General features: G+C 60.1%; 23 protein-coding genes. All 23 read right to left on the minus strand.

What is annotated here, in order from left to right; genetic code table 11:
* Positions 1 to 323: 323 nt before the first annotated feature.
* The 23 genes from VGL38_06625 to VGL38_06735 all read right to left on the minus strand — a co-directional run bounded on the left by VGL38_06625 (position 324) and on the right by VGL38_06735 (position 25512).
* Positions 324 to 2318, minus strand: a complete 1995-nt coding sequence (locus VGL38_06625; GenBank protein ID HEY3295093.1) for a T9SS type A sorting domain-containing protein — start codon at positions 2316 to 2318, stop codon at positions 324 to 326.
* 54 nt (positions 2319 to 2372) lie between these two features.
* Complete coding sequence (locus VGL38_06630; GenBank protein ID HEY3295094.1) at positions 2373 to 4361, minus strand: T9SS type A sorting domain-containing protein; 1989 nt, start codon at positions 4359 to 4361, stop codon at positions 2373 to 2375.
* 50 nt (positions 4362 to 4411) lie between these two features.
* Complete coding sequence (locus VGL38_06635) at positions 4412 to 4726, minus strand: MGMT family protein (protein HEY3295095.1); 315 nt, start codon at positions 4724 to 4726, stop codon at positions 4412 to 4414.
* Between the two features lie 7 nt (positions 4727 to 4733).
* Positions 4734 to 6140, minus strand: coding sequence for a pyruvate kinase (gene pyk / locus VGL38_06640; GenBank protein ID HEY3295096.1), 1407 nt, complete (start codon positions 6138 to 6140; stop codon positions 4734 to 4736).
* A gap of 24 nt (positions 6141 to 6164) precedes the next feature.
* Positions 6165 to 7472, minus strand: coding sequence for a dicarboxylate/amino acid:cation symporter (locus VGL38_06645; GenBank protein ID HEY3295097.1), 1308 nt, complete (start codon positions 7470 to 7472; stop codon positions 6165 to 6167).
* A 63-nt stretch (positions 7473 to 7535) separates the two neighbouring features.
* Positions 7536 to 9215 carry a T9SS type A sorting domain-containing protein gene (locus VGL38_06650; protein ID HEY3295098.1) on the minus strand — a complete coding sequence of 560 codons (1680 nt, stop codon included), beginning with the start codon at positions 9213 to 9215 and terminating at the stop codon, positions 7536 to 7538.
* A gap of 364 nt (positions 9216 to 9579) precedes the next feature.
* Entirely contained in the window at positions 9580 to 11550 is a 1971-nt protein-coding gene (locus VGL38_06655; GenBank protein ID HEY3295099.1) for a T9SS type A sorting domain-containing protein, read from the minus strand.
* A 171-nt stretch (positions 11551 to 11721) separates the two neighbouring features.
* Positions 11722 to 12690, minus strand: a complete 969-nt coding sequence (locus VGL38_06660) for a hypothetical protein (GenBank protein HEY3295100.1) — start codon at positions 12688 to 12690, stop codon at positions 11722 to 11724.
* A 1004-nt stretch (positions 12691 to 13694) separates the two neighbouring features.
* Positions 13695 to 14069 (minus strand): response regulator, encoded by a 375-nt coding sequence (locus VGL38_06665; protein ID HEY3295101.1) that lies wholly within the window; start codon positions 14067 to 14069, stop codon positions 13695 to 13697.
* A 13-nt stretch (positions 14070 to 14082) separates the two neighbouring features.
* Complete coding sequence (locus VGL38_06670; protein ID HEY3295102.1) at positions 14083 to 14760, minus strand: peptidylprolyl isomerase; 678 nt, start codon at positions 14758 to 14760, stop codon at positions 14083 to 14085.
* A 101-nt stretch (positions 14761 to 14861) separates the two neighbouring features.
* Positions 14862 to 15326, minus strand: a complete 465-nt coding sequence (locus VGL38_06675) for an endonuclease domain-containing protein (protein ID HEY3295103.1) — start codon at positions 15324 to 15326, stop codon at positions 14862 to 14864.
* Positions 15327 to 15370: 44 nt separating this feature from the next.
* Complete coding sequence (locus VGL38_06680; protein ID HEY3295104.1) at positions 15371 to 16141, minus strand: MBL fold metallo-hydrolase; 771 nt, start codon at positions 16139 to 16141, stop codon at positions 15371 to 15373.
* 95 nt (positions 16142 to 16236) lie between these two features.
* Positions 16237 to 17469 (minus strand): ABC transporter permease, encoded by a 1233-nt coding sequence (locus VGL38_06685; GenBank protein ID HEY3295105.1) that lies wholly within the window; start codon positions 17467 to 17469, stop codon positions 16237 to 16239.
* A 4-nt stretch (positions 17470 to 17473) separates the two neighbouring features.
* Positions 17474 to 18583, minus strand: coding sequence for an efflux RND transporter periplasmic adaptor subunit (locus VGL38_06690; GenBank protein HEY3295106.1), 1110 nt, complete (start codon positions 18581 to 18583; stop codon positions 17474 to 17476).
* Positions 18584 to 18651: 68 nt separating this feature from the next.
* The gene (locus VGL38_06695; GenBank protein HEY3295107.1) at positions 18652 to 18777 is read right to left on the minus strand and encodes a hypothetical protein; all 126 of its coding nucleotides are present in this window, start codon (positions 18775 to 18777) and stop codon (positions 18652 to 18654) included.
* Positions 18778 to 18831: 54 nt separating this feature from the next.
* On the minus strand, positions 18832 to 19116 hold the full coding sequence (locus tag VGL38_06700; protein HEY3295108.1) for a transposase: 285 nt from the start codon (positions 19114 to 19116) through the stop codon (positions 18832 to 18834).
* 105 nt (positions 19117 to 19221) lie between these two features.
* Positions 19222 to 19839, minus strand: coding sequence for an RDD family protein (locus VGL38_06705; GenBank protein HEY3295109.1), 618 nt, complete (start codon positions 19837 to 19839; stop codon positions 19222 to 19224).
* Positions 19840 to 19924: 85 nt separating this feature from the next.
* Positions 19925 to 20539, minus strand: coding sequence for an orotate phosphoribosyltransferase (gene pyrE, locus VGL38_06710; protein ID HEY3295110.1), 615 nt, complete (start codon positions 20537 to 20539; stop codon positions 19925 to 19927).
* Between the two features lie 126 nt (positions 20540 to 20665).
* Positions 20666 to 21526, minus strand: coding sequence for a glycosyltransferase family 2 protein (locus VGL38_06715; GenBank protein HEY3295111.1), 861 nt, complete (start codon positions 21524 to 21526; stop codon positions 20666 to 20668).
* Between the two features lie 55 nt (positions 21527 to 21581).
* Complete coding sequence (gene pyrF, locus VGL38_06720; GenBank protein ID HEY3295112.1) at positions 21582 to 22385, minus strand: orotidine-5'-phosphate decarboxylase; 804 nt, start codon at positions 22383 to 22385, stop codon at positions 21582 to 21584.
* A gap of 132 nt (positions 22386 to 22517) precedes the next feature.
* Complete coding sequence (locus VGL38_06725) at positions 22518 to 23114, minus strand: hypothetical protein (GenBank protein ID HEY3295113.1); 597 nt, start codon at positions 23112 to 23114, stop codon at positions 22518 to 22520.
* Between the two features lie 234 nt (positions 23115 to 23348).
* Positions 23349 to 24392: a T9SS type A sorting domain-containing protein gene (locus tag VGL38_06730; protein ID HEY3295114.1), complete on the minus strand. Its 1044-nt coding sequence runs from the start codon at positions 24390 to 24392 to the stop codon at positions 23349 to 23351.
* 79 nt (positions 24393 to 24471) lie between these two features.
* Entirely contained in the window at positions 24472 to 25512 is a 1041-nt protein-coding gene (locus tag VGL38_06735) for a T9SS type A sorting domain-containing protein (GenBank protein HEY3295115.1), read from the minus strand.
* Between the last annotated feature and the right edge of the window lie 31 nt (positions 25513 to 25543).

A 25543-nucleotide genomic window follows, 5' to 3' on the forward strand; every position in this document is an offset into this window, starting at 1 on the left:
GCAGTAGGGTTAGACATAGAACCGCGGCCAGCCGCCTCTTGCCTCGGAGACAACCTCTTGACATCTCATTCATGGAGAACCTCTTTAACTAACGTTTTGAATTTGAACGCAATTACGGAAGGTAAAAAAAGCCCGTGCGGGAGGGAGACCGTAACTGAAAAGATACCCATAAAAGTGCTGAGGCCCTAAGAACATGCGTATCAATCGACAAAGAGGTCCGAAAATCCCCGCGAGGCACAAGTATACCTGTCACACGCTAACCTATACGCAACGAGCACGGCCTTGACCGTGCTCGTTGTTTCAAGAGGACGAGAAGCACTGTGCTACTTCAGAAGCAGAACCTTGCGCGTGAGCACCGCGCGAGCCGTCATGGCGCGCACGAAATAGAGTCCGGAAGGCAAGGCGGCGGCGTCGAAACGGAACCGGTAAATTCCCGCGTCGTACACCCCGCTCTGCAGCCGTTGAACTTCCCGCCCGGCGATATCGTACACCGCCAGCGACAGGTCACCGCGCTGCGGCAGCGATAGCGTGAGCGTGGTCTGCGCGTTGAAGGGATTCGGATACGCGCCCAGCGCAAAGGCAGACGGCAGCACCGTGGCGCGCGGGGCACCGGCATCCAGCACGCTGGCCATGACCGTGACACGGGCGACGCTGTCCGGGCAGGTGTTCATGTGCACGGTCAGATACCCGAAGTAATCATAGATGCCATCATTGGTAGTATCGGCCAGCACCTGCACGGCCACTCCCATTCTGGTACCGGGAGCAATGGAGCCGCTCTGCGGAAATGCCGAAAGCCAGGTGCCGGAGGGAGCGGTGGCAAAACAGTCGACGGAATAGTCCATCAGGCCCACGCCGCTGTTGTCCAGCCACAGAGTATCTGCGGTGGGCAAATGGTTGTGCGCGGGGAAATTCAGCGACGACTGCTCGACCACACCGGCGGTGAGACCCACCTCAACGTCCAGTGTAGTAATGGAATCGGCCAGCACGGCAATGGCGGGGAAGGTATCGCGCGCGGTGCAGGGACCGTAGGTAACCACGTCATAGGTGCCGGGCGGCAACGGCAAGGCGTAATGGCCCTCGATGTCGCTGCGCACACGGCTCTGTCCGACGGAGGTGGACATCACCACGCCGGCGAGCGGCTGATGGGTTATGCGGTCACGCACGTAGCCGCCGACGCCGGCAAAGCCCGGCAGGCGCACGGCGTAAAAATCGTCCGATCCATGCCCGAAGGAGAGGGTGTATCCGACCGCGATATAGCCGCCATCGGCCGTCAGCTCCAGAGCCGACAGCCAATCATCGGCATGGCCGCCTTCGGTGAGCGTCCAGAGTTGCGCGCCCTGACTGTTGGTTTTGACAAAGAAGAAATCGTAGGAATTGCTGTAGTGATCGGTGACGCCCGCGAGCAGAAAGCCGCCGTCCGTCCCTTGACGGATGCAGTTGGCGCGGTCCGCGCCGGCAAAGCCGTAGGTGTTGTACCATTGCTGGACGCCGCTGGAATTGAGGCGGATCAGGTAGCAGTCATTGCCGCCCGCGCCGAAAGACTGCGTCGTGCCGCCGATCACATAACCGCCGTCGCTGCACTGCCGGACAAAGTTGCCGTAGTCCACGCCGGCGCCGCCGTAGGTGTGCGTCCAGAGCGTATCACCGGCGGAGTTGGTCTTGACAAGGTAGATATCGGGATTGAATGCCCCGCTGCGGAAGGTGGTGCCGATCAGCGCAAAGCCGCCGTCGGCGGTCTGCTGCGCCGCGCCGAAGAGTTCCATGGCCGAGGTGCCGTAGGTGCGTGTCCAGAGGGCATTTCCCGCCGAGTCGGTGCGGACGAGACAGAGATTGGTGCTGCCCGAGATGTCAGCGGTTCCGGCGATCATCAGGCCGCCGTCGGCTGTCTGCTGCACCGCATTGGCCACATCGTTGCCCGCCGCGCCGTAGGTGCGCGTCCACAGAGTGTCGCCGCGCAGGTTCACCTTGACGGCATACATATCCGCGGCGCCCGCGCCGAAGGACATCGTTGATCCCACGAGGACAAACGTGCTGTCGCGGGTGGAACAGACGGCATTGGCCGCATCGGAATTGGGGCCGCCGTAGCGGCGCATCCACACCGTGTCGCCAAAGGCGTCGGTGCGCACGCCGAGAAAATCGAACTGGCCGGCCTGGCGCGAGCGTCCGGCGATCACAAAGCCGCCATCGAAGGCACGGCACACGCCCGCGGCGTCGTCGATGTCCGGCCCGCCGTACGCGTGGGTCCACATGGTATCGGGCGGCTGAGCGAAACAAAACGAGGTGAGCAGCAAAGCCGCCGCGATCAAAAGAGTTTTCATGAGAGAGCAGAAGGGAAAGTCAATGGTAATGGACGAAAGAGGACGTGGAAGATGCTACTTGATGAGCAGCAGCTTCTGCGACAAAGTGCGGGAAGGCGTTTGCAGCCGCGCGAAGTACAGGCCGGAGGACAATGCCCGGCCATCGAAAACCATACGATGCGACCCGGCGGATAACATCGAATGGACCAGAGTGCCGACCACGCGGCCCTGAATATCATACACCATCAGGGTGACGGCTTCCGTGCGGGGAAGTTCGAACGTGATCGTAGTCAGCGGATTGAAGGGGTTGGGCTGCGCGGTAAGGCTGAACGCTTCCGGCGTGGCGGCGCGGTCACCGGCCCGCAGCACGGTGGCGATCAGCGGCAAATGGGCGAGACTGTCCGGGCAGGTGTTCATGTGCACATCCACCGCGCCGTAAAAGTCGAACACACCGCCGTTGGTCGTGTCCGCGTCCACCCAGATGGCAACCGTCTGGGACTGCCCGGCGGCAATGGTTCCGTGAGTCGGCACCGCCGACAGCCACGCCCCGGCTGGCCGCAGTGTGGAACAATCGATGCGGAAATCCATCACGCCGGCCCCGGTGTTATGCAGATACAGGGAATCGGCGGAGGCCATGTGATTATGCACCACCGGATTGAGCGACGTCTGATCCACGACGCCGCCCGTACTTCCCACCACCCAATCGTGGGCGGCCAGACTGTCTTCGAGCACGGTGATGCCGCGCACGGTATCGCGGCCCGTGCATGGACCATAGGTGATCAGATCATACGTGCCGGGAAGCAGCGACAGTGTGTAGCGACCGCCCGTGCCGGACCGCGACCAGTAGGGCTGGCCCAGCGCTCCGATGTAGGCTCCGACAACGGGCCTCTGCTGTTCATCCAGAATAGTGCCCCGGACGCCGGATGGCACCGCAATGCGCGCTACCCAGAAGTAGCTGGTGTTGCCATTGGCGTACTGATATCCGGCTGCGGTGATCCCGCCATCGGCGCTCACGGCCACCGATCTGAATTCCGCGTCGCGTGACGAGGGAAAGACGCGGGTCCACATGGAATCTCCGGCGCTGGTCGTTTTGAGCAGCACGGAATTGGCCTGGGATCCGGCGCGGCTGTAACCGCAAAGAATAAAGCCGCCGTCCTGCGTAAATTCCATGCCTTCACAGATGTCTACCGAGCCGCTGCCGTAGTGGTGACTCCATTCGAGAGTCCCCGTGGCACTGAGCTTGATCAGCAGCATGTCATTGTTGTAGGTTCCGGTCACGCGCGTCCATCCGGCGACCACAAAGCCGCCGTCAGGAGTCTGGCGGATGGCGTGGCCCTCATCCCAATCCCCCGGTGAGAAGGACTGGCGCCAGGTCTGTACGCCGGCGGCGTTGGTGCGGATGACCAGCACCGTGTTGGCATTCTGCCCGGAGGAATCGGTGGCTCCGGTCAGAACGAATCCGCCGTCGGACGTCTGCTGCACGTCGAAGGCCTGGTCGTTGAACGCCACCCCATAGGTGTGTGCCCACTGCAGCGCTCCGGTGGAAGTGGTTTTTATGAGGAAGGCGCGCATAAGCTGACCGCTGTCGCGGGAGCGTCCGGCGGCGACATAGCCGCCATCGGCAGTCTGCTGCACGGCATAACAGACGCGGGTCGGATCGTCCGGGAAGGTCTGCGTCCAATCCGCGTGGCCGCTTGCATTCAATTTGGTCATCAGCAGGATGCTGTTGCTGGCGGCAAAACTGCGTCCGGCGGCAATGCATCCGCCATCCGCGGTGGCGTCGACCGCATTGTAATACATGGTCGCCGTGTTATCGGTCAGGCGGAACGTATCCTGCACCGCGCCCAGCAGATCAAGATGGTACACAAGGGCGCTGGCCAGCTCGCCGCCGGGCTGGCGGAGCCCTGCCACCCACACGCTGCCATCCAGCGATGGGGAGACACCCCACGCTTCCTGCGAGCCACCGTTGGCATCACCCAGCATGCGCGTCCAGAGAGTATCCGGCGGCTGCGCAAAACACAGGGAGGACAGCAGAAGGAACAAAGCCAGAATGCACATTCTCATGATCGGATACTCACCCTAAGTGAAATAGCTCGTCGAACAGGCCTACTGATTTACTTCTTCCAACCGAAGTGGTTGAGGTCGATGCGGTGCTTGTGGTCGAAGGTGATGCCTTCGGACATCAGCAGGGCGCGCTGGAGATCGGCGCCGGAAAATTCAGGGAGGGAAATCTCGCCACGGGCATTGATGACCCGGTGCCACGGAACCGAAGGGTCGATCTGTTCGCGCAGCGCGTGCAGCGCGTACCCCACCAGCCGCGCATGGCGCGGAAAACCCGCGAGCCGGGCGATCTGTCCATAGGTCGCCACGCGGCCAAGCGGAATGCGGCGCACGGTGCGGTAGATGCGGGAATAGGTGGTGGACGTCACGGCGGCCTCAGATTTCCGGCATGGCTTCCGTCAGCAGCAGATTGGTGCGGCCCGACCCCGGCGGAACTCCGCCGACGATCACCACGGCATCTCCCGCCTTGGCAAACTTCAACCGCGCGGCTTCGATGAGTGCGCTATGAATGCGCGCGTCGAGCGAATCTCCCAGCGGTCCGAAACAGGGATGAACGCCACGGTAGAGCGTGAGCCCTCCCAGCACTTCGGGCACATCGGACACCACCACAATCGGAGCGCGCGGGCGGAAACGGGCCACCGCGCGCGCGGCGTTGCCGCTGCGTGTGGCGCAGACGATCACCGTGGCGCCGACATCTTTGGCCAGTATCGCCGCGGTGTGCGCCAGCGCGGTCTCTTCCTTGTGGACCCGGTGCAGCACGGGCGGATCGTCAGTGCCCATGGTCTCGGCCTCGCACGCTACCTTGGCTACGGTTTCCACGGCCTGCACCGCAAAGTCACCGATGGCGGTCTCTTCCGAGAGCATCAAGGCATCCGCTCCGCCGGCCACCGCATAGGCAATGTCGGTGACCTCCGCGCGCGTGGGGCGCGGATTGTGAATCATGGACGTCAAGATCTGCGTGGCCACGATCACGGGTTTGCCATGGGCGCGCGCCGCCCGCACGATGCGATCCTGAATGACGGGCACTTTTTCGAATTCCACTTCAATGCCCAGATCACCGCGCGCCACCATCACGCCGTCGAAGGCGATGACGATTTCTTCAATCCGGTCCAGTGCCTGCCGCCGCTCCAGTTTGGCCAGCACTTTGCGCCGCACCCCTTTGCGCGCCATGAGATCGCGGATCGGCGCGGCATCCTCCGGCGCGCCGACAAAACTCAAACCGATCCAGTCCGCTCCGGCATCCAGCGCGCACTCGGTGTCGAGCAGATCTTTCTCCCCGACCGTGGGCAGCGGCTTGCGCAGATTGGGAAGATTGATCCCCTTAAAACTGACCACCGGGCCGCCCACTTGAACGACGGCTTCCACGGAGCCGTTCTGGCAGGACACCGCCAGCAGGCGGCGCGTGCCGTCGGCAATATAAATCGGATCGCCGGGATGGACATACTCGTCGAAGTGCGATAACTGCACGGGCCAGACGCACTCGCCGGCTTCCAGACCGCAGAAGGTGACGTGCTCGCCTTCGACGAGCACCGCGGCGTCGCCGGGGAGTTTCCCGAGACGGATCTTGGGGCCGGAAATGTCGGCGAGGATGCCAACGGGCCGCCCCGCATGCTGCGCGAGTTCCTTGACTTTTCGCATCCGTGCCGCGTGGGCTTCGCGCGTGCCGTGGGCGAAATTGAAGCGGAACAGGTTTACGCCCGCGGCAATCAGCGCGGACAGACTCTCATCGGAAACAGAAGCCGGGCCGACGGTGGCGATAATCTTTACGGCGCGTGGTGACAAAAGCAAATCTCCCGACAATCGCGGTTAATCCAACTGAATTTCCGTGCCCTCGCTGCGGGCAACATACATGGCGGCGGTGATGTCGCCGGTGACGTTCAGCACCGTGCGGGACATATCCAGAATGCGGTCCACGCCGAAGATCACGCCAATGGCTTCCCCCGGAACGCCGACGGATTGCAACACCAGCACAATCACTGGCAGCGATCCGCCGGGAACGCCCGCCGTGCCGATTCCCGCCAGCACCGCGGCCAGCACCACCATCACCTGCTGGGACACGGTCAGGTCCACACCGAAAAACTGCGCGAGGAAGATCACGGTGACGCCCTCATAGAGCGCGGTGCCGTTCTGATTGGCCGTGCTGCCCAGCGTCAGCACAAAACGGCTGATGCGGCCCGGCACGTGCAGCTTCTCTTCGGTCACGCGCAGCGCGGTGGGCAGCGTGACGTTGCTCGAACTGGTGGAAAAGGCGGTGATGATCACCTCTTCGATCCGCGTGAAAAATTTCCACGGGCTGACGCGCGCGCCGTACTTCAGCAGCACGGAGTAGACCACGAACATCTGAATCGCCAGGCCCGCCAGCACCACCAGCACGAACTTGCCCAGCAGCAGCACCACGTTGACGCCGAGCCGCGCGGTGACGGCGAACACCAGCGCCGCCACGCCGATGGGCGCAAGCTTCATGGCGATGTCGATAATCTTCATCACCACATCATAGAGCCCTTGCAGCCACTGCTCGAAGACCACGGTGCGTTCGCTGCGGACCAGCGCCAGCGCAATGCCCACGAACAGCGAAAAGAACATCAGCGCCAGAATGCCGCCGCCGCGATAGTTCTCATCGAACGCGCCCACGGCATCGGCCAGCGGATTCTTGGGAATAATATCCAGCAGCATTTGCACCGGCGTCTTGGCCGCCTGCGCGTTCTCCACGGTTTTGCTCACTGTGGAGGTGCTGATGGTGCTCATCAGCGATTGCCGCTGGGCATCGGTCAGGCCCTTGCCCGGCTGCACGGTATTCACCAGCACCAGGCCGATAACCACCGAAAGCGTGGTGGCAATGAGCGTATAGGCAAAGGTCTTGGCGCCGATGCGGCCAAGCTGCCGCACGTCGCCCAGTTCGGCGACTCCGAGCGCGAGCGCGGAGAAGATCAGCGGAATGACCGCCATGAAAATGATGCGCAGGAACACCTGCCCGAGCGGGGAGATGACATTGCGCAGCAGCCAATCCAGTTCCGGATAATCGTCGAAGAAGAAATTGGCTGCAAGGCCAAGAGATACGCCGACGGCCAGGCCGATGAAAATTTTCGTGTGCTGCGCGAGCGGAGCTTTGGGCATTCTAACCAGGGGCTGAAGGATGTTGGATGATGGATGAGGGAAAGCCCCCGGCTCCGTTCATCGCTATTTCAAGAGAACCAGTTTATGGGTGCGGGAATAGGCCGGTGTTTCCACGCGGGCAAAATACAACCCCGACGGCAGCGCCGAGCCGTCGACCTCAAATCGCTGCACTCCGGCCTCCCGCACGCCATCACAGAGCGTGCGGACCACGCGGCCCGTCACGTCGTAAAGCACCAGGGACACCAGCGTGCGCTGGGGCAGCGACAGGGACAGCGCCGTCTGCGCATTGAACGGATTCGGATAGACCGAAAGATCGTACTTCGTCGCCACCGCTTGGGGTGAGGCATCTGACGACAGCACAGTGACCGCAATCGAGACACGATGCAACGTATCCGGGCACGAGTTCATCGCTACAGAAATAGAGCCGAGATAATCCGGCAAGCCGGTATCGGACGTATCCACGTCGATGCCGATCTGCAGTGCAAAGGAATCGCCGGCCGCCACCGAACCTCTTTCCGGAGTCACGGTCAGCCATGTCCCCGCCGGGTGCAGACTCTGCGCCCCTGCGGAGAAATCCAGCACTCCCGGTCCGTCATTATGAACATACAGCGGTACGGTGGAGACGACATGATTATGCACAACCGGGTTGAGAGAGGATTCGACGACTCGCCCGTGTGGCAGACGCGCCGTCACGTCGAGCGCCATTACGGAGTCTGGGAGCACGTTAATGTCGCGCAAAGTGTCGCGAGCCACGCAGCGGCCTCCAACGACAAAATCATAGGTGCCCGGAAGCACCCGGAACACGTAATGTCCTGTCGAATCGCTCAAGACGGAATCTGCTGTCCCCGCAACGGATATGCAAGCGCCTGAGACCGGGAGGTTGGTGGTCAGGTCGCGCACCGTGCCTACAATACCGCTTCCAGGCGGAAACCGCATCAGATGCAGATTCAACGAGCTGTCGGAACCCTGTCCATAGCCCGCTGTGTAGAAACCGCCGTCCGGTGCCGGCGCGAGCGCCGTCAGCACGTCGTCGCCGCCTTCTCCAATCGTCTGCATCCACTGCACGTCGCCGGATGAACTAAGTTGCGCAAGTACCCCATCGGATGGCCCATTGCCGGATGAGCGTGTCCATCCCGCGACGATAAACGCGCCGGTCGGGAGTTGCAACACTGCAGTGGCACCGTCCGCAAGATCACCCCCGAAATGCCGCCGCCACAACGGAATAAGCTGCGCGTCCATGCGCACCACGTACATGTCTCGCCCGTCTCCGGCACCCCATGTGCCGGCCAGAATCAGCCCGCCGTCACTCGTGCGCTGCAGGGCAGCGGCCTCAAAGGAACTATCGGCATCGAGAAAGCTCGTCCCCGTCAGGGCTCCGCCTGCGCTTACCTGAAAGAGTCCCGCACCGTAGTGTCCGTTCTGTGACAGCCTCCCGGCAAGGATGGCACCGCCTTCTGCCGTTGCCACGCCGCACAGGGAATAGCTCGAGTCCTGCGAGGCGCTGTAAGACAAGGTCCACGTTGTTTCATGCGTGACGCGCGTTCCCATGGCAAACATTCGTGTCGAACTCAGGGCAACAAGGCCAGCCAGCATCAGGGTCGAGTCGGACGTCTGCACGACGCTGCGGAGGGTAACGGAAGGGTTCATGGAGTACCAGTAGTACAATGCGGTTGCCCCAGACTCCGTCAGCTTCATCAGCAGGGGAAAATTCTGCGCGATCGGGTACGAATATGACCCGGCCACGAAATATCCTCCGTCCGGGGCAGGAATCACAGAATAAGCGACTACACCAATTTCCAAGGGTGGGTATGCCGGCGACCGGCGTCCCCAAATGCTGTCTCCGCTCACCGTAAACTTCATGAACAGGGCCTGCGCCCCATAGGTTGAAGACAACTGCGTGGACCCCGCCATAATCACGGAACCATCCGCTGCGGGACAAAGCGCCAACGCGCGTTGATCCCCGGCAGCGTCATACGTGTAGGCCCATGCCGCCGGTGGAACATCCGCCCACACTGCAGATGTAAGCAGAACTGTGCACAGGCTCAGTAAGCCGAGGGCCTTCATTGGGCGAGCCGCTGCGTTCTTTGGCTGATCATCATCTATGGAATTATTTCAAGAGAACCAGTTTCTGGGTACGGGAATAGGCCGGGGTTTCCACGCGGGCAAAATACAACCCCGACGGCAGCGCCGAGCCGTCCACGTTGAAGCGCCGCACTCCGGCCTCCCGCACGCCATCGCAGAGCGTGCGGACCACACGGCCCGTCACGTCGTAAAGCACCAGGGACACCATCGTGCGCTGCGGCAGCGACAGGGACAGCGTCGTCTGCGGATTGAACGGATTCGGATAGACCGACAGATCATAGCGGACGGGTCTCAGATCGGGGCGGCTGTCCGTCTCCAGTATACTGGCAGACACGGAGACATGGCGCAGCGTGTCCGGGCAGGAATTGGCGTCAATGAACACCGCGCCAAGATAATCGAACACTCCGCCGTTGGTCGTATCCGCCTGAACACGGACCTGCAGGGCGAGGGAATCGCCTGCTGCAATCGAACCGCTGAGGGGCGCGACCGATAACCACGGGGAGCGCGGAGCAGACACCTGCGACCACGCGGTAAAGTCCAGCACGCCGGGGCCGTCATTGTGCACGTAGACCGGTACCGTGGTGGGGATATGGTTATGCACCACGGGATTGATCGAGGACTCGGCGAGGCGAATCTGCGGCAGCCGCGCGGCCCAATTCTGCGCCATCATGGAGTCGGGCAGGACTTCCACGCCGCGCACGGTGTCGCGGGCAACGCATGTCCCGTTGATAATGAAGTCGTACGTGCCGGGAGTGGTATATAGTGCGTAGCGTCCGGCAGAATCGCTATGCGCTTCATCGGAGGAACCTGGCCGCGAGACGCGCACGTTGGGCACAGGGCGTCCGGTGACGCTGTCCCGGATCACGCCTTGAATGCCGCTGCCGGGAGGAAAGCGGAGCAGGCAGATGTCGGCGGTTTGATCAGCCGGAGACTGAAAGGTGCCGGCCGCGTAGAAGCCGCCGCTGTCGGCCAGCGCCAGAGCGGTAAGAGCATCGTCGCTGGCATCTCCCACCATTTGCGTCCAAAGCACCGAGCCGTCCGGAGCCAGCCGGGCGAGCAGTCCATCCAATTGCCGGCCTGACGTTTCCGTGTTGCCGGCCACGATGAAGCTGCCGTTCTGAAGCTGCAGTACGGCATGGGCTTCATTATTCAGATTGCCGCCGAAATGCCGCCGCCAGACCGCATGTCCCACGCTGTCGGTCAGCACCACATACGCGTCACGGTCCGAACTGTTCCATGTGCCGGCCAGCACCATCCCCCGATCCGCGGTGCGCTGCACAGCGGCGATTTCCAGCGTGCTTCCGGCGTCATACACCCGGGACCACACCGTATCGCCGCGAAAATTCAGATGCATCAGAGCCGCGCCGGTACTGCTGCCTTCCAGCCTTCCGGCCACGGTCGCGCCGCTGTCAGGGGTCGCCAGCACCGTCAGGCCGTAGCCGAAACCATAGTTGGTACGGCTCCAGCGGATACCACCCGTGCGGCTGGTGCGCAAGTTAAACAGACTGGGGGTCGACACGCCGTTCCACCCCACCATAAGCAGCGCCGTATCGGCCGCTTGCACCACACCGCAACCTTGGGCAAAGTAAAATGTAGTGTAGCTGTAGCTCCAGCCGATAGTACCCGTGGCCGTCACCTTGAGCAGAAAGGGGCAACTGCCGTTGCGGCCCGTGAGAATGTAACCTCCGTCGGTCATCGGGGCAATCGCCAGAGCGACCACACTGTCGTAGGGATTGGGCTGCGCGGGATAGAGCAGCGACCAGAGGCTGTCGCCATTAGCCGCCACCTTCATCACCAGTGCCTGGTGTCCCAAGCCGTTCGGAATGGACGCCGAGCCGCCGATGACCAGCGAGCCATCCGCTGCGCGGTACATACAATAAGCCCGCTGGTCTCCCTCACCCCCATAGGTGCGCGTCCACAAGGGGCGCGGCGGATCGGCCAGCGCGGCACAACAGACAATCAGCGTAGTCAGCAAAACCATCGAAGCACGTCTCATAGCCATCTCTCCCGTAAACAGTGAAGCAGTGCATAAAGGTGAAGGAAACCGGCTGAAGACGAAAACCTTTCCGGTTTACTTGAGAAGAATCAGTTTCTGTGTGCGCGAAAAAGCGGGGTTTGCAAACAGCTATAGTGATCCCCGAACAACAAGAAAGCGCGCGGCGCTCTGCTAAATATCGTACTCCAGCAGTTTGAAGATCAGATCCCCGCGGAAGGTCCACTCGACGGGGAAATCATCGATGCGGCTGGTCTCCAGCGGGAAATACCACGACGCTTCCACGTCGCCGCCCGTCTCAAAGCGGAACCAGCCGTCGGCATCCTGCCGCGCTTCCAGTTCTTCAAGCAACCAGCGGGTGACGTCCAGGTCGCGAGTGATCCCCAGCCGCGCGGACAGCTCCAGTTCAAACAGCAGATCCTGCGGTCGTGCCAGATATTCCCATTTATCGGACAGTTGAAACAGATGCGGCAACAGCAAGGGATGCACCGCCGGGATTCCGCCCATCTGCCCTTCGGCGTGCTTGACCATGCGCACGACAATCTTCTGCACGCGGTCGAAATCATCATCGCTCCACGGGAACCAGCAGATCGCGGCATACGCATCGATGGTCGGCGCGGCCACGGCCTCACGGGGCCGAACCACATACTGTTCCCACTCGGCCAGCACCAGTTCCAGCATCGGCTTGATCACCTCATCGGTCTCGCGCGTCGCGCGGCAGACCATGAACAGCGCCTTGTCCCGCACTACCTGCCGCGCGGCCCGGTGCGCCGCCTCATCGTGGGTGTGAAATTCCCACAGCACATCGCGGCTGAACAGCGTGGGCATCAGCGCCTTCTCCAGACACGCACCCACGGCCTCGCTCTTTTCCATCCCCAGCTCGCACAGCCGCAAAAAGGCGCGCTCTGTGGTGAGCTGATCGGCGGCGGTGGTGGCGCACAGCACGCCGTTCCACGAGCCGTCGAGTTGCTGCGCGGACAGGAGCGTTTGCGGTTCGGCAAGGCGGGGAATCTCCAGACCAAGGTGCATGGTCTGGATGAAAGTGTCGTCGCGTCCGAGAATGTCGCGCACAAGGCGGTAACGGATCACCGGCCCCGCCGCATCGTAGATCGCGCGTAAGCCGGGAGGAATAGTCTCAGGCATGGAAGGAAAAATCTGAAAGGCCAAAAATCTGAAAGGCTGAAAGAAGAACACCGCACCCTTCGCCGCGGCATGCGTCTTAGGAATTCGCTTCCCCGGCCAGTTTGCCGCTCATGAAGAGGGCACAGCAAGCTGTGCAACTACGGTCCGATCCTGTTCTGGAGTAGTTGCGCAGCTTGCTGCGCTCTTCTCCGATCCTTCCCCCTTTGCAAAAGGGGGAAACAGAAGGGGGTTCTGCACTGGTCCCCTTCCCCTACTTTAGTGGGGGAAGGGTTAGGGTTAGGGGGAAGTTAGATGGGAGCAGGATTCCCCACCTCGGCGACGGCCCAAGTCCTTCCCCCACTTTGTGGGGGAAGTTAGATGGGGGTGGCGGTGGCGTCTGTATGCACTCTCCGGCCGTCCAAGAGTATCAGGCCAGAGGCAGGGTTATTCCGCTGGCATGAATCCTCGCGCGGGAAGCTGCGCAATCAGAGATGAGCGTTATATGGCGGCCGGAGACTGACCGCAGATCACCACTAATCAAGCAGATATTATACGCATTCAACCACAGAATAGCAATGGATTTCACTTCAACAGTACAAGTTTCTGAGTTTTCGAGCCCGCCGTGCCACGCCATTGCGCAAGCCAAATTCCGCTGGAAAGCTCTGTATTTTTTCCTCCGAGCGAGGGCCTTCTGAATGGGCACGCTTTCAAAAAGCACATCCTTGGTCCGCAACCGCTGCTGAAGATCTGAACGATGCCGTTCAGACTATGCACAGGGGAATGCTCCCCGCAAAAAATGCAGAGCCTTCCGCCGGAAGACGAAGGAATCGCATCCGGTGGAAGGCTCGGTAAAGCAAAAGAATTCAAAAGGTTCGGTGGCTGTACCAAGCCCGAAAGGACAGTACACCACCTACCTACCATGCAGTAAATGTGCCGGAAGCAGAGAATTCGGAAATGTGAAATAGGAAAAGGAGACCGCCGTCCACGCGGCCCCTATTTCCAACTCATCCCTTATCCGTTATCGCTTAGCCCTTTTCCGAGAGCGCGTGTTCAATCACGTCGCGCAACTGGTCACCGGAGACCGGTTTGGCCAGATAAGTGTAGCCGCCGGAAAGGATCGTCTGCCGGATCGTCTCATCGGAGGGGAAGCCGGTCAGCACGATCACCGGAAGATCCGGCTGCGCGTGGTGAAACTCCTTCAACAACTCCGTGCCCAGGCCGCCGGGCATGTACAGATCGGTGAGCACCAGATCCACCGGCTTCTCGTGGAAGCGTTTGCGGGCTTCGGGAGCATCGCCGGCAAAGGTGACCTCGTAGCCGAGTATTTCCAGCAGCATCCCGATTTCGGCGCGCACTGTGGCGTCATCTTCAATATAGAGGATTCGCTTCCTGCGAGTCATAAGTGCACCTGAATTATTTGACCGCGCTGCGCGGCACGATTTTCACCGACGTCATCACCACGGACTTCTGCGGAGCGGAATTTTCCCCGGACGGAGACGGCGCGACCGGCACGTCCAGCACCTTGTCCAGCACGTCGATACCCTTGAACACCTTGCCGAACACCGTGTACTTGCCGTTCAGAAAACTGGGGGTGTCGTCGCAGACAAAGAACTGGCTGCCCGCGGAGTTGGGATCACTTGCCCGCGCCATCGACAGAATGCCCTTGACGTGCGGCGTGTCGTTGAACTCGGCGTTGACATTCCAGCCCGGGCCGCCCGTGCCGTTGCCGGAAGGATCGCCGCCCTGAATCATGAATCCCTTGACAATGCGGTGGAACTTCACGCCGTTGTAAAAGCCGTGATCCGCCAGCCATTTGAAATTGCGCACGTGGTTCGGAGCCTTGTCCGCATAGAATTCCGCCACCATGTCGCCCGCGGGCTGGCTGTCGATCGACACGGAAATCACGGCGACGCTGTCACCGGTCACAGGGTAGTCGGCGGGCCACTTCTGCAGCTTGCCGGATTGATCTTGTTGCACAGGAGTACTCGTTTGTTTTTGGGGTGTGGTCTGATCCGCCGCCTGATTCTTCGCCGACTTGCAGGCCGAACACAGAATCAACACGGTCAGGGATAGGGTAACCAGGGTTTTCATTTCGTTGCGGTCCTCGGTTTGTGGTATGTAATGTATGAAGGTGTGTGTGTTACAGATCTTTTCGTTTGCGATACCGATGCAAAACAGCCTCGGGTCTCCCCCTACTTTAGTGGGGGGATTAAGGGGGGTATTTTGCCGGGAGCACTTACCTCCCGTAGAATCACCTCCACTACGTGTGCCAGATCTGAGAGAACTTCGTCGTTGGAAAACCGTATCACCCGACAGTCGGAAGCTTCGAGGGCGACGGTACGCTCCTGATCGCGCTGGGCATTTTCTGATCGTCGGTGTATGCCGCCATCAACTTCAATAACCAGTTTGATGTCCGGCGCGTAGAAATCTACGATGAAACGCCCAATCAGATGCTGGCGACGAAACTTGACCTGCGTACGGTAGCTACGCAGTGCCTCCCACAGAACCTTCTCGGCCTGCGTGGGTTGGCCGCGCATATCACGGGCGCTCTGCCAGTTCGCTTTCGGTATGTTCCAAAATCGGGGCATCAGTGGTCGAGGGTAGCGACCCCCATCCCGGCCTTCCCCCACTAAAGTAGGGGAAGGAGGAAGATTCATGTCTCCATACTCCTGCATTCGGTATCACGGCAACGGCACAATTTCTACTTCAATTCCAGAAACGGCCCCGAAGTCGAGCGCGTCGTCACGTGCAGCTCCGCGCCGGTGTCTTTCAGCGCGTCGTGCGCCGATGCCCGCGCCAGTTCGGGAAGGTTGTTCTCATCGGACAAGTGAGCGAGCACCACGGCCTGCAAGCCATTGCCTTTGCACTTGGCTAAAGCTTCCGCCGACTGCCGGTTGGACAAATGGCCGTTGCTCGAAAGGATGCGCGTCTTCAAAAAGTCCGGATAAGAGCCGTCGCGCAGCATCTGCTCATCGTGATTGCTTTCGAAGATCAGCGCGGTGCTGTGCGCCAGAATTTCGGAAAGAGCGGGCGGGACCTCGCCGAGGTCCGTGGCCAGCGTGATGCGGTGCGTGCCCGTTTGCAGGTGATAGGCCAGCGGTCCCGACGCGTCGTGCGGCACGGAGATACCGTGCACCGCAAACGAGCCGATCTGCACCGTCTCGCCGTTCATGGCCGTGGTGCGCACCCGCGCCGGTGTCATGTAGTCGACCGCCGCCAGCGTGGCCGCACTGGCATAGAGCGACACGTGGGAGCGCTCCAAAAGCTTGGCCAGCCCGCGCACGTGGTCGGTGTGCTCGTGGGTAATCAGAATCGCCGTCAGGTCGGTCGGACGCAGGCCGACTTCCGTTAGCGCCGCCGTCATATTGCGAATGCCGAGACCGGCATCAATCAGAATCTTGGTCTTGTCCTCGCAGATCAGTATGGCATTCGCCTTGGAGCCGGACGCGAGAACGGATAGGGTTACAGACACAGGGGGGAACTCGAAATTGGAAATTAGAAACGAGAAATCAAAAAGAACACATCAAGCGCACGAAGCGAGGTTTTTCATCCTTCCGCCCTCATCCTTTACTCGTATCTCAGCGCCTCAATCGGGCTCACCTTCGCCGCGCGAAATGCCGGATACGTGCCGGACACGATGGTCACCAGCGCGATGAGGATCACCGAAATAATCATCGTATCGACCGAGAGCACCGGCGCGGACAGCCCTTCGGGCAGCTTCACGTGCTTGAGCACACGAATCAGTCCGATGCCGATCCCGATGCCCGCCCCGCCCGCCACAACGGTAATCGCCAGACACTCGAGGAAGAACTGCTTGACGATGTTCCAGCGCGTCGCCCCCAGCGTGCGGCGCACCCCGATCTCCCGGGTACGCTCCACCACAGAGACCAGCATAATGTTCATCACACCCAGACCGCCGATCATCAGTGTGATCCCGCCAATGGCCAGCATCAGGTAATTCAGCCCGTCGAACATCGTAGTGATCTCGTGGGCGTTCTTCATCGTGTCCCAGAGGTTCACCGCCTCCTTGTCGTCAGGATCGAAGCGGTGAATCTTTCCGGTGATGGTTTTGAACTCGCGCACGGCCAGCTCGTGGTCGGCCACATGGTTCGGCGAAAAGACAAAATTGCCGAACCATTGGCGGTCGAACATCGCCATGTGCGAGGTCCACGGAATAAACACGCGCTCGTTGTCCGGCGAGCCGTAATTCCACGACTGCTTCTTCTCGGACTTCCAGCCGACGATCATAAACTCCCGCCCGCCGATCAGCATCGTGCGGTGCAGCGGATCCGATCCTTCCCCGAAAAGCTTGGTGCGCACCTTGTCGCCGATCACGCACACCCGCCGCAGCTCGTCACAGTCGCGCTGCGTCAGCCAGCGGCCATGATCCGGAATCATGTTGCGCATGTCGCCGTAATTAGCTCCGACACCCGAAAGCTGCGCCGCGAAGAACCGCGATCCCGCCTTCATTGAGGTGTTCCAGCCGGAGATCTCCGGGCTGAACTTGAACAGCGTGGCCTTGGCATTCAAGGCCTTCACGGTAGTCTCATTCCAGCGGATCCACTCCCCCTGCCGCTGCGAGCCCACCGCCGTCGTGCGCCGCCCGCCCCAGGCCACAATCAGATCCTTGCCCATTCCCGACATGTTCTGCATCTGCTCGGCCTTGAAGCCGCTCACGATCCCCGAGAGCAGCATCACCGATGCGATTCCCCACGTAATGCCGAACATGGTGAGCACGCTGCGCAGCTTGTTGGCGCGCAAATTGGACAACACTTGCCGTACGAGGAGGAAAAAGCCCATGGCCTTAGTCCTTCTTTTCCTCAACCGCGCCGAGGCTGACCGTCTCGCCGCCGTTCAGCCCTTCCATGATTTCCGTGCGGATCCCGTCGGAGATCCCGACCTTCACGACGCGGTCCTCGGTCGTGGCCTTGACGGTGTCCTTCACCACCTTCACCGTTACCGTATCGCCTTTGAAACTCAGCGCCATCTCATCGACAATCGCCACGCTGTCCCGCTGATCCACTACCACTTTAGCCGTGGCCGTAAGCCCCACCCGCAGCAGTTTGTCGGGATTCTCCATCAGGGCGCGGACCGAAAACACCGTCTGCTTCTCTTCTTGATCCACCTTGCCCACCGGCGATATGTGCGTCACCGTCCCCTTGAAGCTCTTTCCCGGATAGGCCTGCACACTCAAATTGACCTCGAGTCCGACCTTCATCTTGCCGATGTCGGCCTCATCGATGTCGCCCTTGAACTCGATTTCGCTGTCGTCGCCCATCGTCATTACCACCGTGCCGCCCGAAGCCGACGTGGTCGGGGTGACGCTGGCGCCCACGTCCACCGAACGCGTAAAAATAATTCCGCTGATCGGCGCAAGGATCGTCGTCGACGAGCGCACAATGTCCATGCCCTTGGTATCGGGCGCATTCTTGCCGATCTTCTCCCGCTGGATCAGCGCCCACTCGGATTCCGCCGCGGAAAGCCGTGCCTGCGCGCGTTCCACATCCCGCTCCGCGTCCAGATGGTTCTGCTCGGGCACCAGCTTCTTCTCGTAGAGTTCCTTGGCAATCCGCGCGCGGTCCTGCGCCTGCTGCAATTCCACCTGTGCCGTGGCCAGTTCCTGCCGCGCCTGTACCTGCTCCGTGGGAGAAGATTCCGGAGAAATCTCCATCAGCTTCTGGCCCTTGGTCACCGCATCGCCTTCCTCCACAAAGATCGCGCGCACGGTTCCGCCCGACTTGGAGCGGATTTCAATCTGGTGCAGCGGCTGGATCTTCCCCGTCGCCACCACCGTCTGCGCAATCTTCCCCCGCTCCACCTTCCCCATCCGCATCTTGGAAGCGGGCGTAGGCTCCTTCTTGCAACCGATGGCAAGCAGGGCAAAGAGACAAAACAGTATACAGGAGTACTTCATGGAAAGAATAGTTAGATGAATTCCCCTAGCGGCGGCCTCTGGCCGTCAGTCCGAAGGACAGCACAAACCTATTCAAAACCGTCAATCAACACTTTCGCTCCGTCCCCGCTCCATTCCCGCGCCGATGACCAGCGATAGGCATTCCGCTCGACAACGAGTTCCGCGCGCACAGGGTTCTCGTGCAGATACGTCAAACGGCTCCAGAACATCTGCTCTGTGACAATGACCTCGGACCAACATCCCTTCTGCTAAATCGAGCCCCTGTCAAGCGAATGTGCAATAAACGTCTTGAACCGCCGCATAAACTTCGAGAGTGTCAGTGGAGCGAGCGGCTTGACTATGAGGTGAATGTGGTCGGGCATGATTACATAGCCGTAAAGTGCAATTTCCTTGGTGCGGCGGAAAAATTGCAGAGAGTCCAATGCGATCTGTGCGGCTCGCTCATTGGCAAACATGGGCGTTCGGTCGTTCAATGATGCCGATACAAAGAACAAAAGATCTGTTTCTGAGCGATTGAATGGAACAGTACGCATGACATGTTCCCTCGGAAATGCTTCGAGTCCTTCGGACTGACGGTCCGCTGAAGGCGAGATCTCGGCTTCGACGGACCAGAGGCCGCCGCTAGGGCGCGTGTGAGGTCAATACCTCGTCGGGTGCTTCATCACCACCAGGCAGTCGGCCAGCATGTCGTGCAACGCCTGCTGCTTTTCGGTAAACGCCGCCATCAGGAAGCCGATGTAGAGGATCATCTTCGAAAGAATCTTGCCGACATTGCGGCCCAACGAACGCGCAAAGGAGATCCGCCGCCCCTGCATGTCGGTGACGATGATCCCCAGCGCCATCTTTCCGGGCGTAGCCTGATATTCCGAGCACTCGAAGGCGCTGAAATAAATCAGCGGAATCAGCGACAGCAAAATTCCCATCCAGACCCAACTGAAGATCGAGGAGAGCACCATGCTGGCAATCATGTCCGCGTCTTCGGTATGGATCGCGGCGGTAATCGTTGGCAGGATGAACAGCAAAAAGATCAGTCCACTGGGAACGCTCAGAATCAGACTGTCAATCACCATCGCCAGTGCCCGCCGCCCGAAGCCCGCGTATTCCACGCGCGGCGCCGCAGGAGGCGCCAGCGGTGGAGACGTCGGCGTGACCGGAGGTGCCGCTACGGTTGTGCCACCCGCCGGCAACGGATTGCCGCAACTGAAACAGAACTTGGCGTCCTCGGGGTTCTGAGCCCCGCATTGAGTGCAGAACATGGATAGTTTCCTTGGCGTAAAATCCGCCGTAGGGGCACGACATGTCGTGCCCGTTCTTCTTCAAACCGCCCATGGCTTCATGGCGTTATTCTTCCGCGGCCGTCGCCTTATGGTCTTCCTTGTGCTCGTCCTTCTCACTGCGGCTGCCGCGCTTTTCCAGCGCCACATTCTTCTTGCAAAGCGGACAGCGCTCGGCAGGGAAGCTGGCAAGGTTCATCGAAACCACGGCAAACGGCTGCGGTTCGAGATCGATCTTGCCCCGGCAAATCAGACAGCCGATGCCCACCACTTCAGCGCCGGTCTTCGCTACCGCGTCCATCACCTCAAGAATCGTCTTGCCGGTGGTAATCACATCCTCGACGATCAGCACTCTCTGGCCGGGTGTCAGCTTGAAGCCGCGCCGCCAGTCCATGTGATCGCGGGAGCGCTCGGGGAAGGCAATCGGCTTGCCCAGCACCTTGGCGACTTCATGGGCCACCAGCACGCCGCCGGTCAGCGGGCCGACCACGATGTCTACATTGGCCTCGCGGAAATGCTCGGCAATCGGCTCGGCAAACTGCGCGGTCAGATCGGGATGTTCCAGCAGGCGGAATTTTTCCACATATACTCCGCTGTGCCGTCCGCTGGTCAACAGAAAGTGCCCTTCGAGAATGGCTCCGTTGTCGCGGAGCAGGTTCAGCGCGTCGTTTCGGTTCAGCATGATGGTTCCTTTGCCCCATCCAAGGTGAGTCTCGGCGGTCCAAAACCGCCTCATGAATTTTGCGGTTGCGAATATCCTTGCAGCCGCCTGAAAATGTTCACAGATGAGTGCTGTGCCCGGAGAGGTTCAACTCAGCGCAGCGGTCCGGTATTGTTCAATCACGGCTAAATCCGGCGCGCGATTGCCCACCGGCGGGTACGTCAAGGTGCTGTTCGGATCCCCGGTCAGAATGGGAGCCGCCGCGGCGGCCGCTCCGGGCCGGAACACCTGATTCCACAGCGCGCCGTTCGCATGATAAGCCTTGACGCCGCGCAATACTCCCCATCGCCGCCCGCCCTGTTCAACCCACCGGCGATAGTAGGCGTCATGGAGAAAGGCTCGCTTGTGGGGCCGGAAAGGAAAGCCGGGAGTCGAAAGATAGAAGGCGCGCGGAGTGATGGAAACCCAGCCGCCGCAGGGACCGAACTCTACGGTGATCCCGTCGCGGGTCTCCGGCTGATAGTGCACCGGCAGCGGCTTTGCCCCGTCGGTGTACTCATCCTGAATCACGTCCAGTGCCAGATAACCCAAATCCGGAAAAGCCGCGAAGGCCGCCATCACCTTATCGCACCAGTGGCGCGGCAGCACCACCACATCGTCATCCATCGCCACAAGATACGTTCTTCGGGCGTGAATCGCCAGCGCGGCATAGCCGCTGGTGCCGATATTCGTGCGGCTGCGAAACGCGCGCAGATGCAGCCGGGAATCCTTCTGCCAGCGCGCAATCACGTCCGGCGTTTCATCCGTCGATGCGTTGTCATGCACCAGCACGTCGTGGTCTTCGGGCAAGGTCTCGGCAAGGGCGCGCAGCGCCAGATCGAGAGCGCGGGAGCGGTTCCACGTCGCCAGCAGCACACTCATCCCCGGCAGCGTTTTGCCGGGAAACCGGCGCTGCAGTGCATAGCGCATCTGGAAAGCCGCGCGCGCCCCAATCGAATGTTTACTCACCGAACAGCCTTTCGAGTTTCCGCCGGTCGTGTCCGTCAGGCTTCAGTCGCGCCGCTCACTGGGCAAACATCCGCTGCAGCCTCAGCACTTCTGTGCGCGCCGCGTCCGCAAAATCATCCAGCTTGGACGCGTAAATCACGCTGCGCGAGAAGGTGAACAGGCCTGTTGCCCCTGCCTTATTCAAGACTTGATGGACACGGAGTGTCTCGCCGCCCTGGGCTCCGCCGCCGGGCAAAAGCAGCGGCAAGTCGCGAACCGTGTGGACTACCTGCTCCACCGCTTCCGGCTTGGTAGAACCCACCACCAGCCCCACATTGGGATGCAGACTCCACGTTGCCGCCTGCCGGGCGATTTCCAGATAAAGCGGTCCGTGCTCGGTCGGCAAATTCTGAACCGCTCCCGCTCCGGGATTGGAGGTTGCGCACAGCACAAACATCCCCCGCGACGCCTCCCGGCAGAAGGGTTGAAGGGGCTCTCCTCCAAGGTAAGGCTGAACGGTCACGGCATCGGCCTTCAGCCGCCCAAACAGTGCCCGGGCATAAGCTTCATTGGTGTGCAGCACATCCCCCCGCTTGGCGTCTGCAATCAAGAGAACATCTGGACCCATAATGTTGCGCAGGGATTCCAGAACGGCAAGTCCCTCTGGTCCATAAGCTTCGAAAAATGCGAGATTTGGCTTGTAGGCCGCCACGGCATCACGCGTCGCCTCGACAATTCGGGACAGAAAAATTCCCAAACCGGCGGCGTCCGCTGCCAAATGCGGCGGGAGCAGGGAAGGGTCGGGATCGAGGCCAACACAGATGGGCGCGCGGGCGCGGGAGATCGCGGTGTGCCACCGCTCGAGGAAGGTATTGGGCATAGGTGATCTTTTCACGGAGTCATTGGAAGGTAAGCATTTCGACGGGAAAGCGCAAGAAGAAAGGGTGAAGGCAAAATCGAAGAGCGGGTCCATCTCTGAGCCCGCTCCTCATCAAACACGTTTCCGGAAATTCTACCGCACTCGGGTATGGCCGCCCGGGGCGGCGGTTGTCCGGTAAAGGAATCCGGCCAAACCCGCGCCGAAGAGCACCGTGGTGCCCGCGTGTCCACCGAGACTCTCCAGATTCACCGCGACCTCCGGCGTCACGGCCAGATGCTCCGTTAGAAACAGAGACAGTCCGCCAAAGAAGGACAACGCCGTGCCATTATCACTGGTGGAAGTATTTTGACCACCGGCCTGACTGGACAGAGTCCGGAAGAGCAGCGAGGTCCCAACATAAGGAATCGTCTTGGCATCCAGGTTTCCGAAGTAGTACGCGCCGGACGGCCCCAATTCAAAGTTCGTGCTGTGGGCCGGACCTTGTTTAATATAATTCAGATACATCTGTCCGCCCAACGCCCAGTGATCGGCAATAAAGTAGCGGACGGCCGGTGCCAGCACGAAGTTCGTCACGGTGGCATTGTTGTACAGGGCGCCGCTCGAGGAAGACAAAGATGCATTGCCCTGCAAAACTGTAGTACCCTGCCGGATATGCGCGCTGGCCGGGAGCACGAGCGCGAAGGATAAGAGAAGTAGCGCGCTTATGGACATCAAATTTAGCCGTTTCATAGAATCTCCTTTTCGAACCTATGCCATCGTTTTCACATTTAATCTTTACCATTCTGGCTGCATCATAATTATGTATCGTCTGCTATGGAAAGCTCTTATGTACTGCTTGAACCTCATCTGATATAGAGAAGTTGCCGGTTTCGACCGCGCTGATGAACACAGAAAAGGTGCGCTTAGGAGCGCACCTTTTCCGGTGATCGTCGCGAAGCTGCTGCCCCGCCAAATTCCGCACGGTTACTTCAGCAGATTCATTTTCAGAACACGCTGCTGGGCACCTGCGGTTACCCGCGCGAAATACATTCCATTCGCCCAGCGCGATCCATTGACGGCAAGCTGCTGACGCCCTGCCGTAAGCATGTGCTCTTCATGCGACACAAGCTGGCCGAGTTCGTCGAAAATATCCAGGGCCACAAGGCTGCTCTTATCCAGCGTTACCGGGATCAGCGTCACCGGATTGAAAGGATTCGGATAGTTCTGGCTCACCGAGAAGTTTTGCGCCACCGAACCTTGCGTCGGATCCGTGGCCAGCGGTACGCCCGCCATGGTCATGTACCCATGCGTGAAATTGGGATTGATGCTGTTGGGCGGAGAGGTGAAAGCCATGACCGGATTGGCGTGCTGATCTACCCATGTGTAGTTCAGATACTGGTAGCTAATAACCGGAACGGTAAAACCGCCGATCGTGATCGTTACCGTCATGTAATGATGCGAGAAGCACCGGATGGACTGCCAGGTCCCATAGGGAGTGGTCACCGTTCCCCATGCATCCGCTGTGCACACCGCGGAATCGGTGAACATGGCCAGGGTCGTGTCGGAGTAGTGCATTTGGAAACGCCGCAGGGAGACCCAACTGGCCGGATAGGTGAACGGCAGGGGCATAATCTGATCTGCCGTCATATAATTGGTAATTGAATCACCTAATCCCGATCCCAGCAGTGAATAGGAGGTGGCGGTGATGCTCTCGTAATCGTAACTGTCCGTGTCCGCGCTTACGACGTGCATTACACGTGTCGCATTCGGAAAATCAGAACCGTGCGGCGCGTCGGCCGGAGATAGGAAGGTGTAACGGTAAACATCATTCCAGATGGCCGCGTCAAAGGTCCATGTCCGGTTTGCCCCGGACTGTCCGACACTGACCGTGGCGCTGGTGTCATTGCTGAGACCCATCGTGTAGCCGCCGCCGACCGGAGAAAAATCTGTGTTGTGAATCGTAATCTGGGCAACGGCCGCCGTGCTCAAAACCAGTGCCACGAACAAAACGGTAAGAAAATGCTTCATCAAAACCAGTGCTCCTGTGTAATGGATAGGGCCGGAGGATGTCCTGCCGGCCCCTGATTCCAAAAATGCAAAAAGACAATTACTTCAGCAAATTCATCTTCAACACCTGCTGCTCGGCTCCGGTGGATACGCGGGCAAAATACATTCCCGTTGCCCAGCGCGAACCATTTACCGCAAACGAGTGACTGCCGGCCGGAAGATTATGCTCTTCTCGCGAGACAAGCTGGCCCAATTGATCGAAAATTTCCAGCGTCACTTGGCTGTTCTTCGCAAGGGTCACCGGAATATCCGTCGTCGGATTGAACGGATTGGGATAGTTCTGGCCGACGGCAAGCGACTGTGCAACGGGGCCGCGAACCGGCTCGGCAGCCAGAGGCGCACCCATCATGGCGATGGTGCCCGTCGTGAAATTCGGATCGGTGTCTTCCGCATTGGAGGTCAAAACCACCACCGAGTTTCCCGCCTGATTCAGCCACGCGTAGCTGATAAGTTGGAAAGCCTGCAGCGGGGTACCATTCAGAGAGACGGTCAGCCAATGACGCGTGAACACGCGCAACGCGGCTTGTGTTCCACCGTAGGGTGTAGTCACTGTGCCCCAGCCGTCCACCGTCCAGAGGGTCGAGTCTCGGGTGCCCATAATAAACCCCGGAACCAGCGCGCGCTCATAGTACATGACAGATGTCCAGTTTGCGCCGTAGGTAAGAGGCAGCGGTCCTACCAGCCACGCCGGTTGGAAAGTGACGATCGTGTCCGTGAAGGCTTCGCCAATTTGCAGAAACTGGGAACTCGTTATCTGGTGGTATATGTAGGATTCTTCGCCGCTGCCGTGAATAGGTTCAACGTGGTCCGCCCGTGTGGCGTTGGGGAATTGAGTGCCATGCGGCGTCGACGAAGGGGCAACAAATGTGTGGCGCTCCGTCGCATCCCAGTAGGTGCTGTTGAACGTCCAGGTCTGATTGACTCCCGCACTGCCAGAACTGAAGCTGGCCGTATCATCGGACACTCCCCAGGTGTAGGAATATCCGGCCGAAGAAAAATCCGTGTTGTGAATCGTGATCTGCGCGAACGCCGTGGCGCCAAACAATAACAGGGCTGCAAAAAGAGTAACAAACAATTTCATGAGCTGTGATCTTCCTTAGTGTAATGTAAGC

This window comes from bacterium, from assembly GCA_036504735.1.
GTDB lineage: Bacteria > Electryoneota > RPQS01 > RPQS01 > RPQS01 > DASXUQ01.